The sequence below is a fragment of the Bacillus cereus genome (assembly GCF_002577405.1).
In the GTDB taxonomy this organism is placed as follows: domain Bacteria; phylum Bacillota; class Bacilli; order Bacillales; family Bacillaceae_G; genus Bacillus_A; species Bacillus_A cereus_AU.
Map to the genome: position 1 here is coordinate 57,993 of NZ_NULR01000014.1, position 24,805 is coordinate 82,797.

A 24,805-nucleotide genomic window follows, 5' to 3' on the forward strand; every position below is an offset into this window, starting at 1 on the left:
ATAGTGTTAAATATAAAAAAAGGATGTATAGGAGGTGCTTTAACAGTATATTTTTTCGCTCGTTGTTTTTCAGATTAATGATAACGTATACATTATAGCATTTGTTTATTTGGATTCAAATAACAGAAAAGAGGTAATATTATGAATAAGTATGTAGTTAGAATGGGGATAAGTTGTTTATTGATAGGTATGGGGGCAGGTTGTTCCAATAAGCAAGAAGAGCAAACAAAACAAGAGGTAAAACAACAAGAAGAAAATATAGAGGAACCAAGAGTAGCTTTTCCTAAAGAGGCTAAAGAAATAGGAGAAGTTAATATGAAACTAATTACACATAATGGCCAGCAGGAAGAAGGAGGGATTCCAGTTTTAAAGGTGGACCCTAAATTAGAATTGGCACAAATTCAAATAGAGTTAGAAGGTTTATCGGCGAAGGAAGAGGTTTATATATATGTCGATCAGAAATTTGTTACAAAAGAAGAAGTAACAAAAATATTTTCAACTTTTATAAATTTAGAAGGTGATCTATTGAAAAAAGGGGAACACACAATTTCAATCGCCCAGTATAAAGATAAGAGTCCGAAAAAAGAATTAAAAAACTACAAAGAAGCAAAGTTCAAAATTGATTAATGGAAGTAGTACGTGCTTATAAAAAGTGAATATATCAGAATATTTTAGTAAAAAGAGGTTTAATAAATTGAAACGTATCATTAACTACTAAAAATACCTACATAGATATCAAAATTTAACTCTCTAGATTCATAATGAAAGAGTGTTTTGGATAAATTGTATACAGATATCTCTATAGGGGGAAAGGTTTGAACATGTGCATAAATAAAAAAAGAGTATGGATTGGCTTATCCGTATTATTCTTAGGTTTTACGATAATTCATTTCACCAATATGGACTATCTCTTATATTGTGGGAAGGTAGTTTTGTCTATTGTAGTGGCGCTTTTAATATTTTTCACGCAATTCCAAGGGGTTCTTTCGTTGTATCAGGTAATGATTAGTTTGTTAGGTCTTTTAAAAAATAAAAAGATGTACCGAGTGGAAAATAAGTTAGATTCTACTCGTTTTGCAGTATTAGTGTGTGCTCATAATGAAGAGAGTGTAATTGGACAAATTATTCAAAACTTAAAAAAGGTGGATTATCCAAAAGGAAAATATGATATTCATGTTATTTGTGATAATTGTACGGATGGAACGGCTCAAATTGTTCGGAAAGCTGGAGTGAATGCTTGGGAAAGACAGGATCCTCAAAAACGAGGCAAGGGTTATGGACTAGAGTGGATGTTTCAAAATTTGTTTTGTTTAGAGAAAGAAAACAAGAAAGTCTATGATGCCGTTGTCATACTGGATGCAGATAATATCGTGTCACGAAATTTCTTACAAGTATTAAATTATAAGTTAGTAGCAGAGAAATACGAAGTGATTCAAGCGTATTTAGATTCAAAGAATCCAACAGATAATTGGATCTCAAAGTCATATGCAATTGCTTATTGGTCTACAAACCGATTGTATCAATTTAGTAGAGGGAAGTTAGGATTATCGGCTCAACTTGGTGGAACTGGTATGTGCTTTTCTATGCAGGTCTTAAAGGAAATAGGATGGGGGACACAAAGTTTAACGGAAGATTTAGAGTTTACAGCTAAATACATATTCACAAAAGGAAAATCTGTTGGGTGGGCACATGAAGCAAAAATATTTGATGAAAAACCGACAGATTTTAAAATATCTTTTCGACAACGTGTTCGCTGGATGCAAGGACATATGGACTGTATGGTTCGCTACTCCGTACCACTTCTTAAAAAATTCCTACAAACATTTAATATAAATGCACTAGATATGTGTATTTATCTTATTCAGCCAACGAGAACACTGTTATCAGTAAACTCCATTATATTATTTTGTTTAACATATTATGAATTACTTCCATCTTATATAATGCCATATGTATTAAGTCCATGGATTTGGTTGATGATAGCGTTATCTTTTTATTTATTACCGATTATTGCGCTGATACAAGAAAAACAGATTAAGAATGTAATTTGGACACCTATTGTTTATATTTTTGGTTTTTCTTGGGTTCCAATTATATTATTGGGGTTTATAAAAAGAAAACAAAAGGTATGGGTTCATACTCCTCACAATCGAGTAATGGATAAGGAAAAGATGTTAAAGATGGAGGAGTTAACATAAAAACTAACATAAAAACTAACATAAAAAATTGGTAATCGGGGGAGTACAAGGTGAGTTTCTTACTTTTATTAATAATATTATGTAAGCTGTTTGTTGGATATACAGACTTATATGAACAATTTAATATTAATAGTTTTTTAATGGATTCTTTATATATTATATTTTTGTTTTTTCTAATCAGAAGTTTTGCATCGAAAAAAATACGAACAATTTTATACGCTGGGATAAGCATATTAGTAGGAATTATTTTGCTTACTTGTGTGATATATAAAAAATTTTATGGTGTAATACCGACTTACCACACTTTATTGTTAGTAAATCAAACTACTAAATTAGCAGATAGTATATCCTCTCTTTTAAACTGGAAAGACCTTTATTATGTTGGAGATATAATCCTTTTACCTTTTATCATATATAGGGCATCTCAACTTAATAAAGGACATAGAGATATAAGCTTTTCAAAGAAAACGATAGGAATTGCTTCTCTTTGCTTTATATTTATAGTTTCTACATTCGTATACACATTAAATAAAAAAGATATTTTAAATGATAAGAAGAAGGCTGAAAAAATGGGTATTTTTTCATATAATTTATCATTCCCTTTTAATCGTATATTCCCTGTGAATAAAGCCTATTCTATGGAGAACAAGAAAATAACGAATGAAATGATTAGGGAAATAAAAAAAGAAAAATTAGTGAAGAACCCTGAATATGAAGGCGTTGCAAAAGATAAAAATTTAATTATTCTTCAACTTGAATCACTACAAGAAAATGTAATGGGATTAAAAATTAATGGGGAATCAATCACTCCCAATTTAGATAATTTACGTAAACAGTCGTTATCGTTTTCTACATTTTTCCAACAAACAGGTAAAGGAAATACAGTTGATGCAGAATGGAGTGTAAATACATCAACCTATCCAGGAACACATGAATTAAATGCAAATCGTTTTGCAAATCGTGAAGTCCCAAGCTTACCAAGGTTATTAAAACAATATGATTACGTAACAAATACATTCCATACAAATGATTCGGAATTTTACAACAGAAAGCAACTATATCGAGCACTAGGGTTTGATAAATTCTATGATCAAAAATATTTTGGGAATAAAGATGTGATAGATTTAGCTTCTAGTGATCATGTGCTATATGAAAAAACACTTCCAATTTTGAAGAAAATAGATGCAAAAGATAAGAAATTTTATGCTCATATTATTGCATTAAGCAGCCATCACCCTTTTAAAATACCAAGTGAAAAACAACCTTTATCGTTACCAAAAGAGTTAAGGGGAACTGAATTTGGGGATTATATTCAAGCGGTTAATTATGTGGATAAAGAATTAGGTTATTTTATAGATGAACTAAAACGTGAGGGATTATGGGAGAAATCGTTATTTGTCGTATACGGAGATCATCATATTATTGATACAAATTCTTTACCCAATAATTTTAAACAATATTTACCTGAATCACATGTGAAAAATGGGCAGTTTGACCCGTACCGTATCCCGTTTATTATTCATTATCCAGAATTAAAAGAGGGGAAAGAGATAAAAGAAATAGGTAGTGAAATTGATATATTCCCAACGATTATTAACTTATTAGGAATTCAGCCGAAAGAACAAGTTATGTTTGGACAAGATTTATTAAATACTAAGGAGAACATTATTCCGCAAAGATACTTTTTTCCAGATGGCACATTCATACATGAGAAGTATTGTTATATCCCGGGTGAAAGATTTGAAGATGGACAAGCTGTAAATTTAAATGGAATGAGGGTTCCAATAGAATCCGAAATAAAAGAAGATTTTATGAGAGCAAGGAAATTATTGAATTTGTCCGATCAATATCTTGAAAACCTTCCTGTAAGAAGAGATTAGATGGAGGATTAGTCATGAAGAAAATGATATTTATTATTTTATGTAGTAGTTTTTTTCTCTTTACATTTTATCGTATTATAGATACACCTCAAATATTAAATTTCTTATTTCCTGGATATGAGGAGGAAATTAAGGAAGTATACTAAAAATATTGCATTGGAAATTATGGTATAAGCATGCGTTTTAAAAATACAGTTCATATATTTCTAGCTGAAGTGTATTTTTTGCTGTAACTTCAAATTATTAATGTATAATTATCACAAAGAAAATAACAGGTGCATTTTATAAATCAATATCTGTTCTTTCTATTAAATGTAACTGAAAGAATGGGTACTAGTTGTCTCAAAAGAATTAAATTTTAATATAAGTATGAGCTACTTTTAAATGAATTGTTGTTTCTATTCCACAATATTGTTTAGAAATTTTAGATGCCTGCGGGCATCTTTTTTCATTTTATCATTTTCAGCCAGAATCAATTATCTCCTATATATTAAAAGAAATATTATATCTAGAACAAACACACCCTAAATTTTAAAAAATTTTACAATATATGCAATAATGCATATAGTATAGAGTAAATCCTGAAAATTGTATATAATCATATTAGATTTCAAGGGAGGGAGATGAAAAGTATGCTTACAAATCTATTAAATTTAGTATCAGGCTTATTAGGTACTCTTATTGGCTAAGTAAAAAAAGTTCTGTACCAGAACATTTTTTTACATCTGAACAGATTGATTTTATAAATCGATCTGTTCTTTCTAAATTTAAGTATATTTTAATTAACAAATAAATCCTCTAAAATATTGACTTTAATTTTCTTCCGCATGATATTTTAAAGATTACAAAGAAAAGAACATCAAATGAACTCATAAAAAAGTAGCCAAGATATATACCATGGCTCAAAACTATTCCATTGACAAGATAAAAAAGAAATTAGAAGGTCGCGTTTCAAATAACAGCCCACAGTCCCCAAAAAACAAGGTTTTTAATTCATATTTCATCATTTAATATATAATTATTACATAGTAAAATACCCACTACTTAACAGTTCTTAAAGCCTAACTTGAATGTAGCTAAATACAGTTGGAAAATATTAAGAACAGATGCTGTCACATTAAAAAAAGGGATAAAAGAATTAAAAGTGGACACTGATTCTCCACAAAAATAAGAGAATATCGGCATAGCTATTAAATTAAAATTATGTAGAATTTTCAACAAAAATAGCCACCATTTTACGGAGTATCCATGAAATGGTGGTTATTTTTATGTCTTCAATGCGTCTTACAGAAGAACTATGGTTATTAGATAAGGCTGATAATGCTTTTACTTGAATGAATTTTCTTTTTCCATGATTAGCCACCTTTTTTAGAATAATACTATCAGTAAATCCAAGCCTTGGAGATTACTTGCAAGAGTTTCGGAGTTTTTGCACCACATATTTAATTATTATTTGAGAGGGAAATAGATGTTTTTTTAATCGAAATATTTAACTTGATAAAGTATAAAATACTATTGTGCCAGTAATATAAAGTTTGGAAATAAAATGAAAACAGACAATAATTAAGAAATTTGAAAACGTTTTCTCAACATCTGAAAATTCAGAATACAAAAAAGAGGTTGAACTAGTGAAGGTATAATTGTTAATATATTCCTTGTATTACCAATATATTGAAAAGGGGGGCTTTACATGAAATTGAAAATGAAAATTAAAAAGGCTACGCAACGAGATAATCAATGTGTTTGTTTATTATTATGCTAGTTTTGAATTGAAGAAGGTGTGTAAACACCTTCTTTTTCAATGGAATGGAGAGAAAGAATATGAAATTAAAAACGAGTCTGAACTTTAGAGGGTATCCTGATAAAAATGAAGTTGTTTATTATGATGGAGAAGAGCGAGTTATCGAAGTAGATGAGTTTGAGAAATTGTGGTCGTTATTAAAAGTTTTAGAAAACCCTAAAGGTGATATCCCAGAAAACATATATGCTTGGAAGATTAAGAATAGAATTGAAGATCAAGAATTACAAAACATTATTGAATTTATAAATGAGAACCATCTTGTATATAACCAACGATATGAAGAGGAGACGGAAGAACAGTTATTTAACTTTAGAAATTCGAACTATTTTAGTGTGCATGATCGTACTGTATATGCGGATACAATTGTTCAGAAGATGAAAAGTCTAAAGGTGGTTGTTATTGGAGCTGGTACGATTGGTGCTACGTTATGTATGACACTATCTAAAATTGGTGTTGGTGAAATTATTATTATCGATTTTGATACAGTGGAGAGTAAAAATATTAGAGCACAAACAGTATTTCAAACAGAGGATATTCATAAGAAAAAAATAGATGTAATTCAGGAAAAACTGAATAAAATGGATCCTTATGTAAAGACGCAAGGATTTGATATGAAAATAGAAACAATTCATGATTTACTACAAGTAGACTTGAGCGGGGTAAATTATATTTTTGGGAGTTTTGATGAAGCCTCATTACAGCTGCATAAAGATATAATGGATTACTGTGATAAAGAAAACATGAAGTATTTTTTAATGGGATATCATAATGATTTTGTAAAAGTACTGAATGTAAGTAATTACAATGATGGTAGTGTAATACTTGAAAATAGCTTTAAAAATTATCATACAGAATACGTAATTTGCGAAAATAGAGGGACGATTATTCAAAGTTTGGCTGTTTCACTTATTATTACCCGTATCTTATTTGAAGATATAACAAATGAAAAACATCATTTAAAAGATGGATGTAGTTTTGATTTTATAAATTTCCATACTACAGCCAATAACACATTTAAGCCTCAATATGAAACATTTATACAATCACTACAATCAATAATCCCACTCGAACCAGATAAATTAAGAAGGCAGATAAAAGAAATTTATAATGTTTATTATGCAGCAGGACGAAACCTGCCAAAGGTACTGGAACTTGAAATACTATCTATGCACCAAGCTTTTGATATTTTAATTCATATGGATCAACTATCTCAATTCCAACTGGAAGAAGCGTATAATGAATTTCTTACACTCATGAACGATATAGAGGAATTAGATGGGAATGAAGAAGAATACGAGCGGTACTTACAGATAATCCGTAGCATTCGAATTCCTTATGATGGTGAGATATATTCTATATTTGAAGCCTTTGAAATGATGCGTAGTTTGAAAAATTATGGCCAGAAGGAAGAGCTTCAAAAAGATATTTACGATATTTTGAAAAACAAAGGAAATAAAATTCTTCAGTTTTTCATAAAGAGTAAGAAAAGATACTTAGCTATGGAAAGTTCAAATTATCATATGGAAGTATTTGGCGTGAAGGAAGAAACGTTATTTACGTTTGAAGAGAAATTACAGCAGAAATTTCATGATCTTATAATGAAAAGTTTATCACTTATATTGCCAAATTCATCTGGGGAAGTTCAAGCGAATTTCTTAACATATAATGAAGAACAAAGAACAACAGTACCAATTGATGAGGCGAAAGAATTATTAGTAACAAGTTTGAAGAAATATGGACAGGATCGATGGACAAACTATATTGAACGGATGTTTCAAGACAACCTCATACAAATATATAATGAGGTGGAAGTGAATAAAACTTACTATTTTCCAAGTATAAAAGAAAGTAGGATTTTATGTAATTATCATGATGATGTAGATAGTTTGTTTATATTGTGTCATGAATTAGGGCATGCATATTTTAATAAAAGTTATGATGAATCATTTTTTGACGATAGCACACAGTTATTAAATGAAGTGATAGCATATTATTTTGAGATTACATGTGTACAAGCGATTTTACAGAATAATGATGTAAGAGGAGATATAAAGAGAGAAATCGCAAGACAGTATGTGAAAAGAATTCATCAAGTTGTATTATCTACATATAGCGTCCATTTGTTTGAGGAAAGTTTAATAAAGCATGTACAGGAGTATGGAGAAATCTCAATAAAAGAGTTTTTGAAAATACGAGAAGAGTATAATAAGCATCCTTTTTTTGAAGGTATACGATTTCAAAATGAAACATACTCCTATTTCAATCCTCTTTTGAAGGCTTCCTTTATCTTTGAATTTGGTGATCACGTTTTGCCACCAATTGCATACTTACTTTCAGTTAGGTTATGTCGTGAAGAAAACTCAACGATCCCAAAAGATATTCAAATACAAGAAGCGTTATTTAATGGGATATATCGTACAGAAGATTTTTTAAATTATACGTCAAAAGAGCTATCAAACGAGGAATTTATGGAGCAAGCTATAGATGAATTATTACAAAAATTACATACACTCCAGTCTGTTATGCTAGAAGAGGGAGTGTGTTCTGACTAAAAATATAATGGCGTAATTTGAATGGTTTTGGTACAAATAATACATTACCTATTTAATTATAAGTATATTATGGGGTACCGACACATCGCCTTCAAGCTTAAAGAACGATCTATCCCCAAACAATAAATACGGGCAAAATGTACAAAATTTTCGTTCTTAGGGTGGTATGGGATTTTAACTTGATGGGCATGTGGCGGTACCCAAAACAGTCCGTAAGAGGGTAGTTCACTCCAGTAATTGTATGTGCTACGAGCGATGCCAGCAATTTTCACAAGGTCTATAATCTTGTATTTGTGCCTTAATTCATGAATTACTTTTGCTTTGTCTTGTTCTGTAATTTCTTCTTTTTTTGAACAAAGGCCTTTAACTTTTTTAAATAATCAATTTCTATATGCAAACGTTCATTTTCTTCTTTTAATATCTCTATAGACCCTTCAACAACCTCATGTTTTGATTTTGATATTGTATTTGTGTTTTCCATAGTTGGACGTCCCCCCTTCTTTGTATACAGGGAATCTACGCCCTTTAAATCGTATGGTTTCTTCCATCTACGAACGGTTTCATATCGCTACTAACTTGTTTGGTATTCAATAAGTATAGACAAAAAAGCTTATCTTTTTTAGCACTTAATGATAAGCTTTTTTATTATTATTTTCATCTCTTTTTCGTTTTAGGGGTATTTTGATTTGATAGCCTGATAGCGATGAGGCGAAACCACATGTCAATCAAGCTTAAAGTAATTGTTTCATCCTTTTATTTTTTTATTCTTTAATTTTAAATCGTGAAATTAATCCTTCTAATTCTCCAATTTTTTTCTTTATTTGCATGGATTGATTTGTTATTTCTGTAATGGATGATGCTTGAGTCTGAATGGCTTGTACGGTTTGATTTGTATCTTTCGCTACTCTTGTAGAAGTTTCTGATACTACTGATAGTGAAGCGTTAATTTCTTCAGTTCCAGCAGACATTTCTTCTGTTGTAGCTGATACTTCTTGGATTTGATGTGTTATCTTATGAATGTCTTTCATGATTGTTGAAAAGGCTTCGTCTGCTTCATTAGCAGCATTCCTTCCTTGTATAGCTTCTTCGTGTCCTTTTCTCATGATTTGAACAGTATCTTTTGTGTCTTGTTGGATTGATTTAACTAAATTATTAATTTCATGTGCGGATTGCTTGGATTGTTCAGCTAAATCTCTCACTTCAGCTGCAACAACTGCAAATCCTTTTCCGTTCTCTCCTGCACGTGCAGCTTCGATTGCAGCATTTAAAGCAAGCAGATTTGTTTGTTCCGCAATATTTGTAATCGCGTCTAAAGCTTTATCTATATGCTGTGTACGCATAATAAGACGTTCTATCACCGTAGATGTTTCTTCAACAACTGCATGCACATTATTCATTTGGGTAATAGATTGCTTGATTACTTTACTACCATTATTTACACGATCTGTTGTAGCAACAGATACTTCAGCAACAGTTAATGCTGATTCAGCTACTGATTGAACTCCATTTGTTAGGTCATTCATTGCTGTTGAACTTTCATGAATATTAGTAACTTGTCCTTCTATTTGTTTATTTACTTCATTAATTGTTAGAACAGCTTCGTTAGATATTTTAGATGCCTGTTTTGTATTCTGCAACATACTGTTAGTAGAAGATGTAACTTCGTATGTCATTACTTGTATTTTCTCAATTAAATGTTGTAAATTATCTAACATGTTATTAAAAGAAGTAACAATAGCTCCTAATTCATCATTTGCTTGATAGGAAGTACGTATTACTAAATTTCCATCTGCTACTTGTTTCATATCATGCTGTAATAAAGTAATTGGACGTTGAATAGCTGTTTTAATGACATATCCAATACCTATAATAATTGCAGTCGCAATAACTGAAATAATAATAAAAACCAGTATTGTAGTATGTGCACTGTTCGTATTACTTTTTTGTAATTGTTCTGCCTGGCTACTATAATATTTCACAATTTCTTGAATAGAATTAATTGCATTTTGCATAGCAGGCTCAGTATTTTTTAAATAATAAGAATAAGCTTCTTCATTTTTATTGTTTACTGCTAAATTTTGTGCTTCTTTCATTTGATTTCTAAATTCTTGAAAGTTTTTTTGGAAATTCTCATATAATTGCTTTTCTTCTTGTGAGCTGATCTTAGACTCAAAGTTTTTAAATAACTGATCATTTTCTTTACGTGTTTGATCTATGTTATTTACTAATTCTTTGTTTCTTTTTTCATCAGTTGTAACCATGAGTTCCATAAAATTACTATTTCCGTATCGAAAATTAGATTCTAGAGATTGTATCCAATAAATTGGAAGTAATCTTTCGTCATACATACTTGCAGAAGCTTCACCTGTTTTCTTTAAAGAGATAACTCCTATAATGGATAAGAGAATACATGCGATACTCGCTGTAATCATTAATGTATTCAACTTTGTACCAATTTTACTGTTTTTTAGAACTGACATTAAACCACCCCTTATTAAATCTTTATATTACGTTATACATCTTATAATAAAAACCAACAAATAACGACATATTTTTTATAAATGTTGATATTTGTTGGTTTATTTGTTGGGTTTTTGTTGTTTTTTTATTGTAGAGAAATATGCAATTTTACATTTTACAAATAAAGGGAATAGATATGCGAAGTACCATTAAATTATATTAAAAACATTTTATACCAAACAATTAATATAAATAAATGAAAATTACTATGTTTTAGGTTTAATTACACTGATATAATTACTTCACTTGATGAAATAATTAATAGTATTTAACTTTTTTAAATATAATTTTTTTTTATGCAAACAAAAAAATATCTGAATTTTCAAATGTTAACGACGGGATTTTACTGTTTACTTATGAAAAACAGAATGTTTAAATGAGTGGGAAGTAAGGTCCTTTTACACTCTATGAGAAGTAAATAATAAAGAGAATTTATCACTCTATCCGAAAAAATTCTCCTGCCTCAATTGTGTGCAAGGAGTGAGCTTAGCGCTAGGTTGTTCAAGTTGTATGAATAAAATTGTAAAAAGACAATAGTGAAGAGGTGTACTGAATGAAAAATAAAATACTTACAGGGTTTTTAATAACATCCATTGTTAGTGGGGCAAATATTCCTATAAATACTCTCGCAACGCCAATCGTCCAGGCAGAAATGCAACAGGAAAATATGGATATTTCCTCATCATTACGAAAATTAGGTGCACAATCTAAATTAATCCAAACATATATAGATAAAGCTTTAATGAGTCCTAATGTACAGCTAGAGGAAGTTCCATCTTTAAATACGAACCAATCCCTGATCAAACAAGATATGAACGAATGGTCATCAGAACTTTATCCAAAATTAATTCTATTAAATTCAAAAAGTAAAGGATTTGTAACCCAATTCAATAGCTATTATCCAACATTAAAACAGTTTGTAGACAATAAAGAAGATAAAGAAGGATTCTTGGATAGACTTGAAGTTCTTCAAGATAAAGCTACGATAAACCAAGAAAGTGTACAACGTCAGATTAATGAATTGACAGATCTTAAATTACAGATTGATAAAAAGCTTAAAGATCTCGATACTGACGTGACAAAAGCACAGGGTGTACTAAGTTCAGAGGGAACAGGGAAAATAGACCAGCTAAAAAACGAATTGCTAAGTACCCAAAAATCAATTCAAAGTGATTTACAACAAATAGCACTGTTACCAGGAGCTTTAAATGAACAAGGATTTAAGATATTCCAAGAAATTTATAGTCTTTCAAAAGATATCATTGAACCGGCTGCTCAAACAGCGGTGGCAGCGTATAACAAAGGAAAAGAAATTAACAGCTCTATTTTAGAAGCAGAGAAAAAAGCAGAGAAAGAAGCGAAAGAAAAAGGGAAATCTACTCTAGAGATTGAAGCTGCAAAAAAAGAAGCCCGTGAAGCAATTGAGAAAAGCAAACAAGCTGAAATAGCTGCAGCTGCAATTACAAAGACAAAAGAGTATGACCTTACGAAGGTTATTGACCCTGAAATAATTAAAAAAACTTATAGTGCCTTCGCTGAAGTAAATAAACTAACAACAGAGCAGCGAGCACATTTAGATGATTTAGAGAAACAAAACCAAAAATTTTATGATTTAACAAAGAACCTAACAGTAGCAGATTTACAAAAGTCTATGCTTCTTATTATGCAAAATGATTTACATACATTTGCAAATCAAGTAGATGTAGAACTTGACCTATTAAATCGCTATAAAGAAGATATGAATCTAATTAAAAATAATATTAAAAAATTGTCTACGAATGTTGATACAACTGATCAGCAGTCTCAAAAAGATACATTAAGACAATTAAAAAATGCAACAAGTTACCTGGAAGAACAAGTTAATAAGTTTTAAAATTGCGAATTTAATAAAATAATATAAAGAGTATAAGAATCTATCAAAAAACTGAGAAGGAGAAGGTTTATGAAAAAACGTCCATTTAAAGTGTTGGCTGTAGCCACTCTAGCAACACTTATTACTGCCACTAACGGTAACACTATTCATGTACTTGCACAGGAAAAAACCGCTCAAGAACAAAAAGTAGGGAATTATGAGTTAGGGCCTGAAGGGCTGAAGAAAGCATTAGCTGAAACAGGATCTAATATTCTTGTAATGGATTTATACGCAAAAACGATGATTAAACAGCCGAATGTAAATTTATCCAATATTGATTTAGGTTCAGAAGGTGGAGAATTAATTAAAAATATTCACCTGAATCAGGAACTGTCTCGAATCAATGCGAATTATTGGTTAGATACAGCAAAGCCAAAGATTCAAAAAACAGCACGTAATATTGTAAATTACGATGAACAATTTAAAAATTATTACGATACATTAGTAGATACTGTACAAAAGAAAGATAAGGCAGGTCTAAAAGAGGGCATAAATGATTTAATCACTACAATTGATACAAATTCAAAAGAAGTTACAGAAGTAATTAAGATGCTAGAAGCCTTCAAAACAAAACTGTACACAAATACTACAGATTTTAAAAATAATGTTGGTGGTCCAGATGGGAAAGGTGGCTTAACCGCAATATTAGCGGGAAAACAAGCACTGATTCCACAACTTCAGGCTGAAATTGAGAAACTAAGTGCTACTCAGAAAGAACATTTTGACAATGTATTAGCATGGTCAATTGGTGGTGGATTGGGAGCAGCAATTTTAGTTATTGCAGCCATTGGAGGAGCGGTAGTAATTGTTGTGACTGGCGGTACAGCAACACCGGTTGTTGTCGGTGGCCTTACGGCTCTCGGTGCAGCTGGTATCGGTTTAGGAACAGCAGCTGGTGTCACAGCGTCTAATCATATGAACTCTTATAACGAAATTTCTAACAAAATCGGACAATTAAGTATGAAAGCCGATCTTGCTAACCAAGCAGTTATTTCGCTTACTAGCTCAAAAGATACTTTGACATATCTATATCAGACAGTGGATCAAGCAATAATGTCTCTAACAAATATTCAAAAACAATGGAATACAATGGGGGCCAATTATAAAGATTTATATGATAATATCGACCAAATGCAAGAACATAAACTCTCTTTAATACCTGATGATTTAAAGGCTGCTAAACAAAGTTGGAATGATATTCATAAAGATGCAGAATTCATTTCAAAAGACATTGCTTTCAAACAAGAATAGAGCTTCAAATTAAAACCTATATTGGAGGAGTATGAAATGATGAATAAAATCCCTTATAAACTACTCGCTGTATCGACGTTTTTAACGCTGACAACAACATCTGTAGTCTCACCAGTAGCAGCTTTTGCAAGTGGAATTGAACAAACCAACAATGGAGATATGTTTCTTTCAGCAAATGAAGTAAAGATGAAAGAAACCTTGAAAAAGGCTGGGTTATTTGCAAAATCTATGAATGCCTATTCTTATATGTTAATTAAGAATCCAGATGTGAACTTTGAAGGAATTACTATTAATGGATATGTGGATTTACCTGGTAGAATTGTACAAGATCAAAAAAATGCAAGAGCACATGCTGTTACATGGGATACGCAAGTGAAAAGACAGCTTTTAGATACGTTGACTGGCATTGTCGAATACGATACAAAATTTGATAACTATTATGAAACAATAGTAGAGGCGATTAATACAGGGGATGGAGATACTTTAAAAGAAGGGATTACAGATTTACGAGGTGAAATTCAACAAAATCAAAAGGTTGCACAACAATTAATAGAAGAATTAACTAAATTAAGAGACTCTATTGGACAAGATGTTAGAGCATTTGGAAGTAATAAAGATCTCTTGCAGTCGATTTTAAAAAACCAAGGGGCTGCGGTTGAGGATGATGAAAAGCGTCTAAACGAAGTTTTAGGATCAGTAAACTATTATAAACAATTAGAGTCTGATGGATTTAATGTAATGAAGGGTGCTATTCTCGGCCTACCGTTGATTGGTGGTATCATAGTTGGTGTAGCAAGAGATAATTTAGGCAAGTTAGAGCCTACATTAGCAGAATTACGTATGACCGTAGATTATAAAGTAACATTAAATCGTGTAGTTAAAGTTGCGTATAATAATATTAGTGAGATGCATTCGGCACTTGACGATGCTATAAATGAACTTACTTATATGTCCACGCAATGGAATGATTTAGATTCTCAATATTCAGGAGTACTTAGACATATTGAGTATGCATCTCAAAAAGCTGATCAAAATAAATATAAATTCTTAAAACCTAACTTGAATGCGGCTAAAGACAGTTGGAAAACATTAAGAACAGATGCTGTCACATTAAAAGAAGGGATAAAAGAATTAAAAGTGGAACCTGTTACTCCACAAAAATAGGGGGATATTAACTCTGTTGCAAAGTGACCCAAAACATATAGAGTCTATGATTACACTGTTAAACAATAATGCAAAAATTAATAAATCCTTATACACCAGAAAGGCGGAGTCTCATTAAAGACTTCGCCTTTCACATATATATAAGCTTCATCCAAATAGCCGTGCAGTTTTACTTGTTTTTTTTAACTTAGCAACAAAACCGATTAATTGGGGACAGATTATAAAGATTTGCTTGATAATATCGACTCTATGTAACAACCTAGATTCTCTTTAATACTTGATGATTTAAAGGCTGATAAAGAAAGTTAGAATGATACTCATTAAAGATGTAGAACTCATTTCGAAAGACATCGCTTTTAAAGAAGAATAGAACTTGAAATCAAACCCTATATAGGAGGCATATGAAATGATGAAAAAAATCCCTTACAAAATACTCGCTGTATCAACGTTTTTAACTATGACAACTACTTATGCAGTCACACCAGTAGCAGCTTTTGCAAGTGAAATTGAACAAACTTACAATGGAGATATGTCTCTTTCAGCAAATGAAGAACAGATGAAAAAATCTTTGCAAGATGCTGTTTTATTTTTGAAATCTATGAATGAATATTCTTATTTGTTAATCAATAATCCTGATGTGAGTTTTGAAGGAATTACTATTAATGGCTATGAAGATTTACCTAGTAAAATTGTACAAGATCAAAAGAATGCAAGAGCACATGCAGTTACATGGAATACGCAAGTAAAAAAACAGCTTTTAGATGCATTGACAGGCATTATTGAATACGATAAAAAATTTGAAAATCATTATGAAACATTAGTAGAGGCGATCAATACTGGGAATGGAGATACTTTAAAAAAAGGGATTACAGATTTACGGGGGGAAATTCAACAAAATCAAAAGTCTGCAAAAGCATTAATAGAAGAATTAACTAATTTAAATGAAAATATTGGACAAGATGTTAGAGCATTTGGAAGTAATAAAGATCTCTTGCAGTCTATTTTAAAAAGCCAAGGAGCTGCGGTTGAGGATGATCAAAAGCGACTAGAGGACCTTTTAGGGCAAGTAAACTATCAGAAAGACATAGAATCTAAGGGATTGGACATGGTGAAAATCCCCTTTCTTCCCACATTGATTGCTGGTGGTATAATGATAGGTGATGCAAGAGGTAAGTTAGGCTGGCTAGAGCCGGAATTAGCAAAATTACGTCAGAATGTAGATTATAAAATAATATTAAATCGTGTGGTTGGAGTTGCGTTTCATAATATTAGTGATATGCATAGTGCGATTGATAATGCTATTACTGCTCTTACTTATATGTCCACGCAATGGGATGATTTAGACTCTCAATATACGGGCGTACTGGGACATATTGATAAAGCTGATCAAAAAGCTGATCAAAATAGATATAAATTCTTAATCCCTAACTTGAATGCAGCGAAAGACAGTTGGAAAACATTAAGAACAGATGTTGTCACATTACAAGAAGGGATAAAAATTGCAGAGAAAAAAGAACAGGATTTTATAAATCAGCTTCGTCCATCAAACGTTTTCTACTTTTATAAAAAAATTCATAACGCATATACATTTGAAATAAAGACTGGAACAAATGCACCAAATGCGTCTTATAAAGTTATGAATTTAACTAAAAACACTGTTCATGATATGTGGAGTGGAGGACCAAATACAAATATGTGGGCTGACTGGCTTTCATTCAATCCAAAAGATGAATTTGCTGTGGTAGCAGTAGTAGATGGGAAAGAATATGTTGTATATAAAGACAAAATAGAAAATATAATGAACTAAACCCGAAAAGTTAGACAGAAAAATTATGCAGCAATTGGAGATGGTACACTAAACTAGGCACTAAGTTAAGTGGAAAAGCTGATTCAGAGAGTTCTGGTGCAAAGGTAAAATAAAAGATAATATAGCGCATATATTTCGAGCGGAATTGTATTTTATGCTGTTAGCCCAAACAACTAATGGATGAATTCTTTCTGATTTTGAACAGACTGATCCCGTGAATCAATCTGTTCTTTTTTCATCATATGCATGGCTTCTACTCCAGAAAGAATGGATGTAGCTGTGTCAAAACATTTGGGCCCTAGCATAGAACGGATTCGCTTCTTTATAAAGCAATGATCTTGTTCTACTATGTTATTCAAGTACTTTTGTTGTGATGGATAACAAAGAAGAAAAAGCCACAGGAAATAAAGTAATGAAGTGTAGTGTAGTGATTCTTTTGCCTCCAGGTAATAATTTTATATGTATCACAAAAAACACGTTTATTTTTCACAAATTTCACACAAATTATTGGTATTCTCTTCTATAGTGATAACTAATAGCTTTGAGAGAAGGGAACTGTATATGAAAAAAATTTGTTCTTCTCTTCTTTTATTTTTAGTTTTTTGTTTTCCAGGAGTAAGTATTCATGCTGAGCCTACATTGCAATCAAAAATTGACGCGGCTTCCCCATATGAAACAATTAAATTAGAAAATAGAGCTTATAATGAAACGATAAAAATATCGAAACCGATTACAATACAAGGGGATAAAAATACTAAAATAATCTCTTGTGGTAAGGATCCTATTATTACAATAAAAAAGGAAAACGTTATCCTTAAAGATTTGAAAATAGAACAATGTAATGATAATACAGATCAGCCAGCGATATTTGTAGCAGGAGATAAGCACTACATCAGTGGATTGGAAGTTCACGCGTCATACATGGGGATTAAGTTAGAAGATGCTAGGAATACAACAATTGAGAACAGTATGATTGTTGGACAAAGACGAGCTAATGGAATTGATTTATGGCAATCCAATCGTAATCTTATTGAGAACATCAAAATCCAAAATGTCCGTGATGGTATTTATTTAGAAAAAAGCAATAATAATACAATAAAAGACAATACAATCTGGCAATCTCGTTATGGCATACATCTTATGTATTCTGATAGAACTGTTGTTGAAAGAAATATATCAAAAGAAAATACAACAGGCGCTATGATTATGGGAACAAAGGAAACATCTGTAGTAGGAAATCACTTTATTGACAATAAAAGTAATGTTCATGCACAAGGCTTATTACTGTATGATGCGACAAAAACAAAAGTGTTACAAAATGAAATTGCTAATAATAGAGTAGGGATTTATGTAGAAAAGGCAAAGCAAAATACTATTATGAGTAACTCAATTTCTAATAATTTTATCGGCTTACAATTTAAAAATGCCAGTGCAAATGAATTTACTCAAAATGTAATGATAGGGAATGTTAATGAGTCGCAAGCTACACTAAGCAGGGAAAATAATATCTATAAAAATTATTGGGACGCTTCTTTAAAAGTAGATACAGATGGTTCAGGTACTAGTAATATTCCATACAAAGCAGATGCCTATTTTCTTTTGTTAACACAAGATATTCCAGAATATCAGTTGTTCTTTCAATCACCAGGTATGGGTATTTTACAAAGTTTCATAAACATTCCAGATCAATCCTTATTGGTGGACAAAGAGCCTAGTATGAGGCCAATAATTGTTTTGCAAAAAGGTGAGGGTGTGGGATTTCAGTCTAACATTTTGGTTGTAAGTGTAAGCATGTTACTAATGGGAAGTATATTATTTTTTTTAGGGAGGAAAAATTGATGAGAATAAAGTATATGTTATTTACTATTTGTTTATGTTTGGTATTTGCTGTAGTAGGGTGTGGTAAGAAAGAAACCAAGCCGGTTGCTATTAATGAAAAAAATGATAAGTGTGATGTTTGTAATATGGCAGTAATGGATAATCAATTTGCAACTGAGGTTATTTTAGAAAATGGAAAAGCTTTAAAATTTGATGATATTGGTTGTATGTATAAATGGATGGATGAACATAAAAATGAAAAAACACAAGAGAAATTTGTAAGAGATTACAATACAAAAGATTGGGTTGCAGTTGATAAAGCTACATATGTATATGACAAATCAATTAAGACGCCGATGGCTTATAATGTAATTTCTTTTAAAGAGAAGAAAGATGCAGACAGCTTTGTAGAAAAACATACTGGGGAAATCCTTTCTTATAAAGAATTAGCAGAACATAAATGGGAAATGAATAAAGAGATGATGGGAAAAGAAAAGAAAGATCATGGTAGTGGACATTCTCATTAATAAGATACTATCGCTATGAAAAAAATAGTTAGAAAAAGGCAACCAACTATGGTTGTCTTTTTCAGTAGAGAGGTGAGTAGGTATGTGGAATATATTATATTCAGAATGGCGTAGTGCAGTAAGAGGGAAATTTGCCTACACGTTTTTGTTTCTTTGGATAACTATGTTTTCTGTAATATTTATTATGGAAAGAAATACTCAGGCTTTAGCAGGGTATACAAATGTAACTGGGACAATGGTAAACCTTATTTTATATATAGTACCTTTACTTATGTTAATTATAGGAGCATTTTCTATTGCAGGCGAGGTGGAAAATGGGAAATGGAGACTTTTATGTACGTATCCTTTAAAGAGTACTTCATATGTAATAGGTAAAACAATTGGACAATTTATAGCACAAACAGCTATTTTTTCAATGAGTTTTGGTGTAAGTATAGTAATTGGGTTGGTAAGCGGTAGTAATTTTGATATGTTTTGGGTAGTAGCAACGTATATTTTCTCTGTTTTACTAATCTTTTTATTTTTATTACTAGGAATAACAATTGGCTCTTTTTCTATAACAAGGTGGCAAGCTTTAGCGATAAGTATTGTAGTTTGGTTCTCTCTTATTATGATGTGGCCAACGGCTTTAATTAGCATCCTTAATTTTGTTCCATATTCAATGATTGCACCATTAATAAAAATGTTATTGTTTTGTAACCCAGCTGAATTCCTTCGAATTATATTTGTAATTCAATTAGGTGGTGGAGCAATATTTGGGCAAGTATATGATCAACTGGTAATATTTTTTCAAAGTAAAACTGCTATTTGGATTCTATTAATATATTGTATTATCTATACAATTGTGTTCTTGTTTGTAGCGGGATGGCAAATGGAGAGGAGAAGAAAAAAATGACAGTATTAAATCTCAACGAAGTATGCAAACGATATAAAAAGAAAATAGCATTATCTCCAATTTCATTTCAAAGCAAAGGAGGAGAGTGTATCGTATTATGTGGTGGGAATGGAGCAGGGAAAAGTACGTTCCTTGATATAATAGCTGGAATTACAACTCCTACAACGGGTACCGTTCAATTAGATAATATAGAATTACAGAAAGATAGAAAACAGTATGTGAGTAAAATAGGTTATATGCCAGATGATTTTCATGCACAGCAAGATATGACAGTTCAAGAATTTTTATTGTTTTATGCCGTTTTTCGAAATATAGGAAAAGAAAAAGTACAAGCCGTTATTAAAACAATAGGATTAAATGAGAAACAAAATGAACCCTTACATAGATTATCTAAAGGGATGAGACAGAGGCTTTTATTTGGGCAGGCGTGTCTTGGAAACCCTAAAATTTTGATACTAGACGAACCGACAAATGGGTTGGATCCGTATTGGGTAGATGAATTTTTAAAAATATTAAAGACATTAAAAAGAAATGGTACAATGATTATTTTTTCCACACATATGATGGATGTAGCTGCTGAAATTGGTGATCGAATACTCTTTATGAAAGAAGGAAAAGTCATACAAGAAATAAAAAATGATGGAGATTTAGAAAATTTAACGATAACTTTACTACAAATGCATAGAAGATGAATACATTAACATCTCTTTTATTACTTGAACGTTATATTAAACCGTTGGAAATAATGCATCACCCGAAGGAGTTTAAACTCCTTTATCTAAATCCAGATATACCTATGTGAAGAGTGCAAAGAAGAAAAGGCTACTATACATTATCCTGTAAAAAGTTGGGTAGGAGAATACAAAGATATTTGCCCTCATTGTTTTAAAAAGGAAATGGAAAAACTAGAAGAACAATATAGTTAAAGAGCTTGATTTTACTACATTTTTAACGATGGACACTTTCCAAGGTATAATAAGTGAAGGCATTATTTCTGAGAATGATCGTGAGAAACAGAAGAAAATTATTAAGTATAATCACCTGGTTGCCAACTGTCTTATCTTTTATAATGTGTTTTCTATATCTAAACTAATTCATGAGTATTAAAAACAAAAAGAGGGATTTAATAAACAATTGATTTGTTATTTAAGTCCCTACATGACAGCACATGTAAATCGATTCGGAAAATATCATATTGATTCAAATCGCAAACCAGAAAATCTTCCATTTGATCCTTCAACTTTTTCAAAAAATAAGGTGTTTATTTAAATTTTATGTACAAAAAAACGTAGGAATATTTAATTCCTACGTTTTTTATAAGTTAATCAGCTCCTTTACTATTACAATTCCTCAAATTCGTCAATTTCAGCTTTACGCTTTAAAAATATTTCCATATCTTTATTCTCTCTTTCCATTAAACCAAGAGCATGTCTATCGTTTAAAGCTAATTCTTTATAACCCCATATATATTCTATTGTTGTCGTTTTACTATGTTTATGGTCCGCAAAATACCATTCTAAAGGTTGTAAAGGGTTTGATACTTCAAACAATTCAGCTGGGTACCATGAAGGCAAGTTTTCATTTTCACCTAAGATTAGATATTCTAATTCTCCATTCAATGAACTAATACCATAAACCACATATTCCCTATGGATTTCTAAATTTATAATCGATTCTCGACTATATCCTTGTTTTAATAATCTCTCTGAAAATGTATCTCCTGAATTTTTTATACACATTACTTTCATATACAAACTCCTATCAACAAAAAATTAATTTTTAAATTTAAAATCATCAAATTCGCCTGTTCTATTATTTTTAACATAATGAATTTCTACACCATTTACATTATGCGCCATTTTCACCCAGCCGTCTTCTTTAGGCCAACGAGGATCTGTCATTGGTATTCTCGTTAGAACTATTCCTTGTGGATTTGATCTAACTTCTTTCATTGCAAGTTGCTCTTCTAATGTATTTGCAGTGGTTCTACCTGTAGAGCCTCTTCCTAATATTTTCACTTCATGTTTTGTATTCTTTGCAGCGGCTTCCAGTGCTTTTCCTTTCTTCTCTAGGTCACCAATCTTTCCTACAACTTTACCAACTACTCGTGAAGTACCACCAGATACGACCGCTAATGTGCCCCATCCATAATCTTCTGGACCGTATTTTTGGCCTGTTACTACATCTTCGCCATTGATGAGCTGACCAATTTCTTTTCCTGTTCCAATCCCTGGTGTGATATCTAAAACGAACGATAAGTAAACGTATCTTAAGTCATTTTAAGAGATAGAACAGGCGCACATGTAGGCGCCTGTTCTATAAAAAAAACACCTTATTTGCTATAAGGTGTTTTTTTATTTCATCTATTTAGAACTCCTCTATTTGAACTGTAAAATGTGGCTTGAATTTTACTTCGATTGTTTTGTTTTCTACGCCGCCTTGGACATATAATGAATCATTACGGGTATAGATTCGTTTCGCCGAATCCATCTTGGTTTCAAAGATACATTTATTTTCATAAAACATTTTTAATTCAACAGTTTCCTCGTAATAACACATAATCATTACTAATTCAAATCCTAATTTATCTATTTTACTATATCTATATGCACCTGCACCAGGAATAAAATAATCTTCTGGTTCACTCTCGAAAATTTCTAACAATTCGTATTCATCATATTGAATATTCATTTTAATAACTCCTTTCGTGAAAGGGCTCAATTTACTTTATTTATGATATTCACGATTTATTAGGTACAACGGAAACAACATCACCATTATCATTCAATACGACTCTAACATCTTTCCCATCGTATTGCCATAGACCAGGTTTATTTCCTGGTTTTTTAGTACTATGCTTAATTGTTTCTTCTACTACGCTTGGTGTTACACCACGTGGGTCAACTTTTTTTAATTCCTCCATGTATTCTTTCGAGCCGAATGTGTACCCATTCCTTTCAGCTCTTTCACGTGCACGCTTTGTAAGCTCTGCTCGCACTTGAATTGTGTCAGGTGCCATTCTTTCAAGCGCGTGTTCAGTATACTTCCGCCCCTCAATGACTCCTCCGCCTCTTGGCATACTCCATCCAATACCTGAAGTCCCTTTTGTTGCATTTTCCAGTGCTTTCCCTTTCTTCTCTAGGTCACCAATCTTTCCTACAACTTTACCAACTACTCGTGAAGTACCACCGGATACGACCGCCAATGTGCCCCATGCATAATCTTCTGAACCGTATTTTTGACCTGTTACTAAGTCTTCACCTTTGATTAACTGTCCCAGTTCTTTTCCTGTGCCAACTATAGGCGTAATATCTAACATGAATGATAAATCTCCATCATTCTTACGGTCATATATTCTAGATGGATCGCCACCTAAATCACGTAGTGCATTACTCAAGTCAATATTTCCAACATTGATGGCAGCAGCAGGAATATCAATCTTATGACTTGCTATTCTATTAGCGGAGTCCATGAATGTATTTGCAAGATCTATTCCCATATTGAAATCTGTGAAGAATCCTGGGACTTTCGCATCCAATGCTTGTAAATCTTGGGCAATGATTGGAGCGTTTTTTCTTGTTACTTGTACAAGTTCCTCCAATTGAGGTTTCGCTTCATCTACAGAATGTTTTAGGCGAATTGAACTATTTACAACTGGTCCTAAGTCTTTAACTACACCCGAAAGTCCTTCAGCTAACTTGCGATGATTTTTTTCGATTTCAACTGTTGCATCAGCTACATCTTTTAAAAAGTCTGCCGATTTACCCGCAACCACATCTAATGCTTTGTAGTAATCAGCATAGGCTTGATTAAGCGATACATAGTTTTGGAGTATAGTAGTATATACATCAGCACTAAATCCCATCCACTCTTTTCCATACGCTAGAGCATCTTCTCTCGTATTTCCAAGCAGTCTGAATAGTTCTTTCCTTTGCGTAACCGTTAGATTTCTTATATCACCTTTCATTGCATTTACTAATTCTTCTAACTTATCATGTGACTCTTTTATCACTTGCATTTTATACTGTACATCTTGCTTTGCATTGTTTATGTTACTAAAAATACTTTCCCAGGCCTCTGCATCATCTAACAAACCTTGTTCGGATTCTTCTAAAATTTTAATCGTGTTATTTATGAATGGTTCGTCACTTTTTAAATAATCTAATACACCCTCAAATATTTTTATTTTCCCATCAAGAAGAGTAAGTGGACTTTTGGCTTCCTGGTCAAAAATAATTGCATCATGAATACGTACATATCCTTTTTCTCCTTGATAATTAACTTCGTACCAAGAGCCAACTTTCCCAGTTACTTCTATCACTTCACCATTATTCACACGTTTTGCACGTAATACTTTTCTTAAATCTGACTCTGGATATACTTTTTTAACAAGGGATTCTAATGTAACCCACCCTTTAACCATTTCTCCGTCTTGATTAAAGGAGAATTTCTTGTCTTTATAGGGGTCACCATATCAAAA

At 31.7% G+C, this 24,805-nt stretch carries 19 protein-coding genes and 4 pseudogenes; 15 read left to right on the forward strand and 8 right to left on the reverse strand.

The window, feature by feature from the left end:
* The first annotated feature begins 141 nt into the window (after nt 1–141).
* The 6 genes and pseudogenes from COC96_RS19660 to COC96_RS19675 all read left to right on the forward strand — a co-directional run bounded on the left by COC96_RS19660 (nt 142) and on the right by COC96_RS19675 (nt 8,431).
* On the forward strand, nt 142–627 hold the full coding sequence (locus COC96_RS19660) for a hypothetical protein (RefSeq protein WP_098769187.1): 486 nt from the start codon (nt 142–144) through the stop codon (nt 625–627).
* 362 nt (nt 628–989) lie between these two features.
* Complete coding sequence (locus tag COC96_RS19665) at nt 990–2,198, forward strand: glycosyltransferase family 2 protein (protein ID WP_225316017.1); 1,209 nt, start codon at nt 990–992, stop codon at nt 2,196–2,198.
* Nucleotides 2,199–2,767: 569 nt separating this feature from the next.
* Nucleotides 2,768–4,078: an LTA synthase family protein gene (locus tag COC96_RS19670; RefSeq protein WP_257201973.1), complete on the forward strand. Its 1,311-nt coding sequence runs from the start codon at nt 2,768–2,770 to the stop codon at nt 4,076–4,078.
* A gap of 14 nt (nt 4,079–4,092) precedes the next feature.
* On the forward strand, nt 4,093–4,224 hold the full coding sequence (locus tag COC96_RS28145; protein WP_257142428.1) for a hypothetical protein: 132 nt from the start codon (nt 4,093–4,095) through the stop codon (nt 4,222–4,224).
* A gap of 902 nt (nt 4,225–5,126) precedes the next feature.
* A pseudogene (locus COC96_RS27290) lies at nt 5,127–5,249 on the forward strand (hemolysin); the annotation flags it as partial.
* A gap of 650 nt (nt 5,250–5,899) precedes the next feature.
* A complete protein-coding gene (locus COC96_RS19675) occupies nt 5,900–8,431 on the forward strand; it encodes a ThiF family adenylyltransferase (RefSeq protein ID WP_098769190.1) in 2,532 nt (843 codons plus the stop codon).
* A 310-nt stretch (nt 8,432–8,741) separates the two neighbouring features.
* Here the strand turns inward: COC96_RS19675 and COC96_RS28150 are convergent, their stop codons facing one another.
* Nucleotides 8,742–8,912: a hypothetical protein gene (locus tag COC96_RS28150; protein WP_257201975.1), complete on the reverse strand. Its 171-nt coding sequence runs from the start codon at nt 8,910–8,912 to the stop codon at nt 8,742–8,744.
* 280 nt (nt 8,913–9,192) lie between these two features.
* A complete protein-coding gene (locus tag COC96_RS19680; RefSeq protein WP_098769191.1) occupies nt 9,193–10,911 on the reverse strand; it encodes a methyl-accepting chemotaxis protein in 1,719 nt (572 codons plus the stop codon).
* A 593-nt stretch (nt 10,912–11,504) separates the two neighbouring features.
* On the opposite strand from COC96_RS19680, the gene hblC reads away from it, so the two are divergent.
* From hblC to hblB, 4 genes are all read left to right on the forward strand, one after another.
* Nucleotides 11,505–12,824, forward strand: a complete 1,320-nt coding sequence (gene hblC, locus COC96_RS19685; RefSeq protein ID WP_098769192.1) for a hemolysin BL lytic component L2 — start codon at nt 11,505–11,507, stop codon at nt 12,822–12,824.
* Nucleotides 12,825–12,893: 69 nt separating this feature from the next.
* Nucleotides 12,894–14,114 carry a hemolysin BL lytic component L1 gene (gene hblD / locus COC96_RS19690; RefSeq protein WP_098769193.1) on the forward strand — a complete coding sequence of 407 codons (1,221 nt, stop codon included), beginning with the start codon at nt 12,894–12,896 and terminating at the stop codon, nt 14,112–14,114.
* 36 nt (nt 14,115–14,150) lie between these two features.
* On the forward strand, nt 14,151–15,278 hold the full coding sequence (gene hblA, locus COC96_RS19695) for a hemolysin BL binding component B (RefSeq protein WP_098769194.1): 1,128 nt from the start codon (nt 14,151–14,153) through the stop codon (nt 15,276–15,278).
* Nucleotides 15,279–15,684: 406 nt separating this feature from the next.
* Complete coding sequence (gene hblB / locus COC96_RS19700; RefSeq protein ID WP_098769195.1) at nt 15,685–17,085, forward strand: hemolysin BL regulatory component HblB; 1,401 nt, start codon at nt 15,685–15,687, stop codon at nt 17,083–17,085.
* A 173-nt stretch (nt 17,086–17,258) separates the two neighbouring features.
* Here the strand turns inward: hblB and COC96_RS19705 are convergent.
* Nucleotides 17,259–17,456, reverse strand: a pseudogene (locus COC96_RS19705) (DDE-type integrase/transposase/recombinase); the annotation flags it as partial.
* A gap of 190 nt (nt 17,457–17,646) precedes the next feature.
* On the opposite strand from COC96_RS19705, the gene COC96_RS19710 reads away from it, so the two are divergent.
* From COC96_RS19710 to COC96_RS28540, 5 genes are all read left to right on the forward strand, one after another.
* Nucleotides 17,647–18,924 carry a right-handed parallel beta-helix repeat-containing protein gene (locus COC96_RS19710; RefSeq protein WP_098769196.1) on the forward strand — a complete coding sequence of 426 codons (1,278 nt, stop codon included), beginning with the start codon at nt 17,647–17,649 and terminating at the stop codon, nt 18,922–18,924.
* Nucleotides 18,924–19,430, forward strand: a complete 507-nt coding sequence (locus tag COC96_RS19715; RefSeq protein ID WP_098769197.1) for a nitrous oxide reductase accessory protein NosL — start codon at nt 18,924–18,926, stop codon at nt 19,428–19,430. Before COC96_RS19710 ends, COC96_RS19715 begins: the two co-directional genes overlap by 1 nt.
* A gap of 82 nt (nt 19,431–19,512) precedes the next feature.
* Complete coding sequence (locus COC96_RS19720; RefSeq protein WP_098266614.1) at nt 19,513–20,325, forward strand: ABC transporter permease; 813 nt, start codon at nt 19,513–19,515, stop codon at nt 20,323–20,325.
* Nucleotides 20,322–21,017, forward strand: coding sequence for an ABC transporter ATP-binding protein (locus COC96_RS19725; protein WP_098266613.1), 696 nt, complete (start codon nt 20,322–20,324; stop codon nt 21,015–21,017). The genes COC96_RS19720 and COC96_RS19725 overlap by 4 nt, the downstream gene beginning before the upstream one ends.
* 262 nt (nt 21,018–21,279) lie before the next feature.
* Nucleotides 21,280–21,432: a Tn3 family transposase gene (locus COC96_RS28540; protein WP_141535946.1), complete on the forward strand. Its 153-nt coding sequence runs from the start codon at nt 21,280–21,282 to the stop codon at nt 21,430–21,432.
* Between the two features lie 233 nt (nt 21,433–21,665).
* On the opposite strand, the gene COC96_RS19730 is transcribed toward COC96_RS28540, so the two are convergent.
* The 5 genes and pseudogenes from COC96_RS19730 to COC96_RS28165 form a co-directional block, all read right to left on the reverse strand.
* Entirely contained in the window at nt 21,666–22,073 is a 408-nt protein-coding gene (locus COC96_RS19730) for a hypothetical protein (RefSeq protein WP_098266612.1), read from the reverse strand.
* A 24-nt stretch (nt 22,074–22,097) separates the two neighbouring features.
* Complete coding sequence (locus COC96_RS28155) at nt 22,098–22,277, reverse strand: hypothetical protein (protein ID WP_257201976.1); 180 nt, start codon at nt 22,275–22,277, stop codon at nt 22,098–22,100.
* A gap of 74 nt (nt 22,278–22,351) precedes the next feature.
* Nucleotides 22,352–22,583, reverse strand: a pseudogene (locus COC96_RS28160) (pre-toxin TG domain-containing protein); the annotation flags it as partial.
* Between the two features lie 109 nt (nt 22,584–22,692).
* Nucleotides 22,693–23,016, reverse strand: a complete 324-nt coding sequence (locus COC96_RS19740) for a hypothetical protein (protein WP_097905321.1) — start codon at nt 23,014–23,016, stop codon at nt 22,693–22,695.
* Between the two features lie 49 nt (nt 23,017–23,065).
* A pseudogene (locus tag COC96_RS28165) lies at nt 23,066–24,787 on the reverse strand (pre-toxin TG domain-containing protein); the annotation flags it as partial.
* Between the last annotated feature and the right edge of the window lie 18 nt (nt 24,788–24,805).

What these genes read in the sequence shown, in the direction of transcription:
- COC96_RS19660 (WP_098769187.1), top strand. Translation starts at nt 142, where the DNA reads ATGAATAAGTATGTAGTTAGAATGGGGATAAGTTGTTTATTGATAGGT.
- COC96_RS19670 (WP_257201973.1), top strand. Translation starts at nt 2,768, where the DNA reads ATGGGTATTTTTTCATATAATTTATCATTCCCTTTTAATCGTATATTC.
- COC96_RS28145 (WP_257142428.1), top strand. Translation starts at nt 4,093, where the DNA reads ATGAAGAAAATGATATTTATTATTTTATGTAGTAGTTTTTTTCTCTTT.
- COC96_RS19675 (WP_098769190.1), top strand. Translation starts at nt 5,900, where the DNA reads ATGAAATTAAAAACGAGTCTGAACTTTAGAGGGTATCCTGATAAAAAT.
- COC96_RS28150 (WP_257201975.1), bottom strand. Translation starts at nt 8,912, where the DNA reads ATGGAAAACACAAATACAATATCAAAATCAAAACATGAGGTTGTTGAA.
- COC96_RS19680 (WP_098769191.1), bottom strand. Translation starts at nt 10,911, where the DNA reads ATGTCAGTTCTAAAAAACAGTAAAATTGGTACAAAGTTGAATACATTA.
- hblC (WP_098769192.1), top strand. Translation starts at nt 11,505, where the DNA reads ATGAAAAATAAAATACTTACAGGGTTTTTAATAACATCCATTGTTAGT.
- hblD (WP_098769193.1), top strand. Translation starts at nt 12,894, where the DNA reads ATGAAAAAACGTCCATTTAAAGTGTTGGCTGTAGCCACTCTAGCAACA.
- hblA (WP_098769194.1), top strand. Translation starts at nt 14,151, where the DNA reads ATGATGAATAAAATCCCTTATAAACTACTCGCTGTATCGACGTTTTTA.
- hblB (WP_098769195.1), top strand. Translation starts at nt 15,685, where the DNA reads ATGATGAAAAAAATCCCTTACAAAATACTCGCTGTATCAACGTTTTTA.
- COC96_RS19710 (WP_098769196.1), top strand. Translation starts at nt 17,647, where the DNA reads ATGAAAAAAATTTGTTCTTCTCTTCTTTTATTTTTAGTTTTTTGTTTT.
- COC96_RS19715 (WP_098769197.1), top strand. Translation starts at nt 18,924, where the DNA reads ATGAGAATAAAGTATATGTTATTTACTATTTGTTTATGTTTGGTATTT.
- COC96_RS19720 (WP_098266614.1), top strand. Translation starts at nt 19,513, where the DNA reads ATGTGGAATATATTATATTCAGAATGGCGTAGTGCAGTAAGAGGGAAA.
- COC96_RS19725 (WP_098266613.1), top strand. Translation starts at nt 20,322, where the DNA reads ATGACAGTATTAAATCTCAACGAAGTATGCAAACGATATAAAAAGAAA.
- COC96_RS28540 (WP_141535946.1), top strand. Translation starts at nt 21,280, where the DNA reads ATGGACACTTTCCAAGGTATAATAAGTGAAGGCATTATTTCTGAGAAT.
- COC96_RS19730 (WP_098266612.1), bottom strand. Translation starts at nt 22,073, where the DNA reads ATGAAAGTAATGTGTATAAAAAATTCAGGAGATACATTTTCAGAGAGA.
- COC96_RS28155 (WP_257201976.1), bottom strand. Translation starts at nt 22,277, where the DNA reads ATGAAAGAAGTTAGATCAAATCCACAAGGAATAGTTCTAACGAGAATA.
- COC96_RS19740 (WP_097905321.1), bottom strand. Translation starts at nt 23,016, where the DNA reads ATGAATATTCAATATGATGAATACGAATTGTTAGAAATTTTCGAGAGT.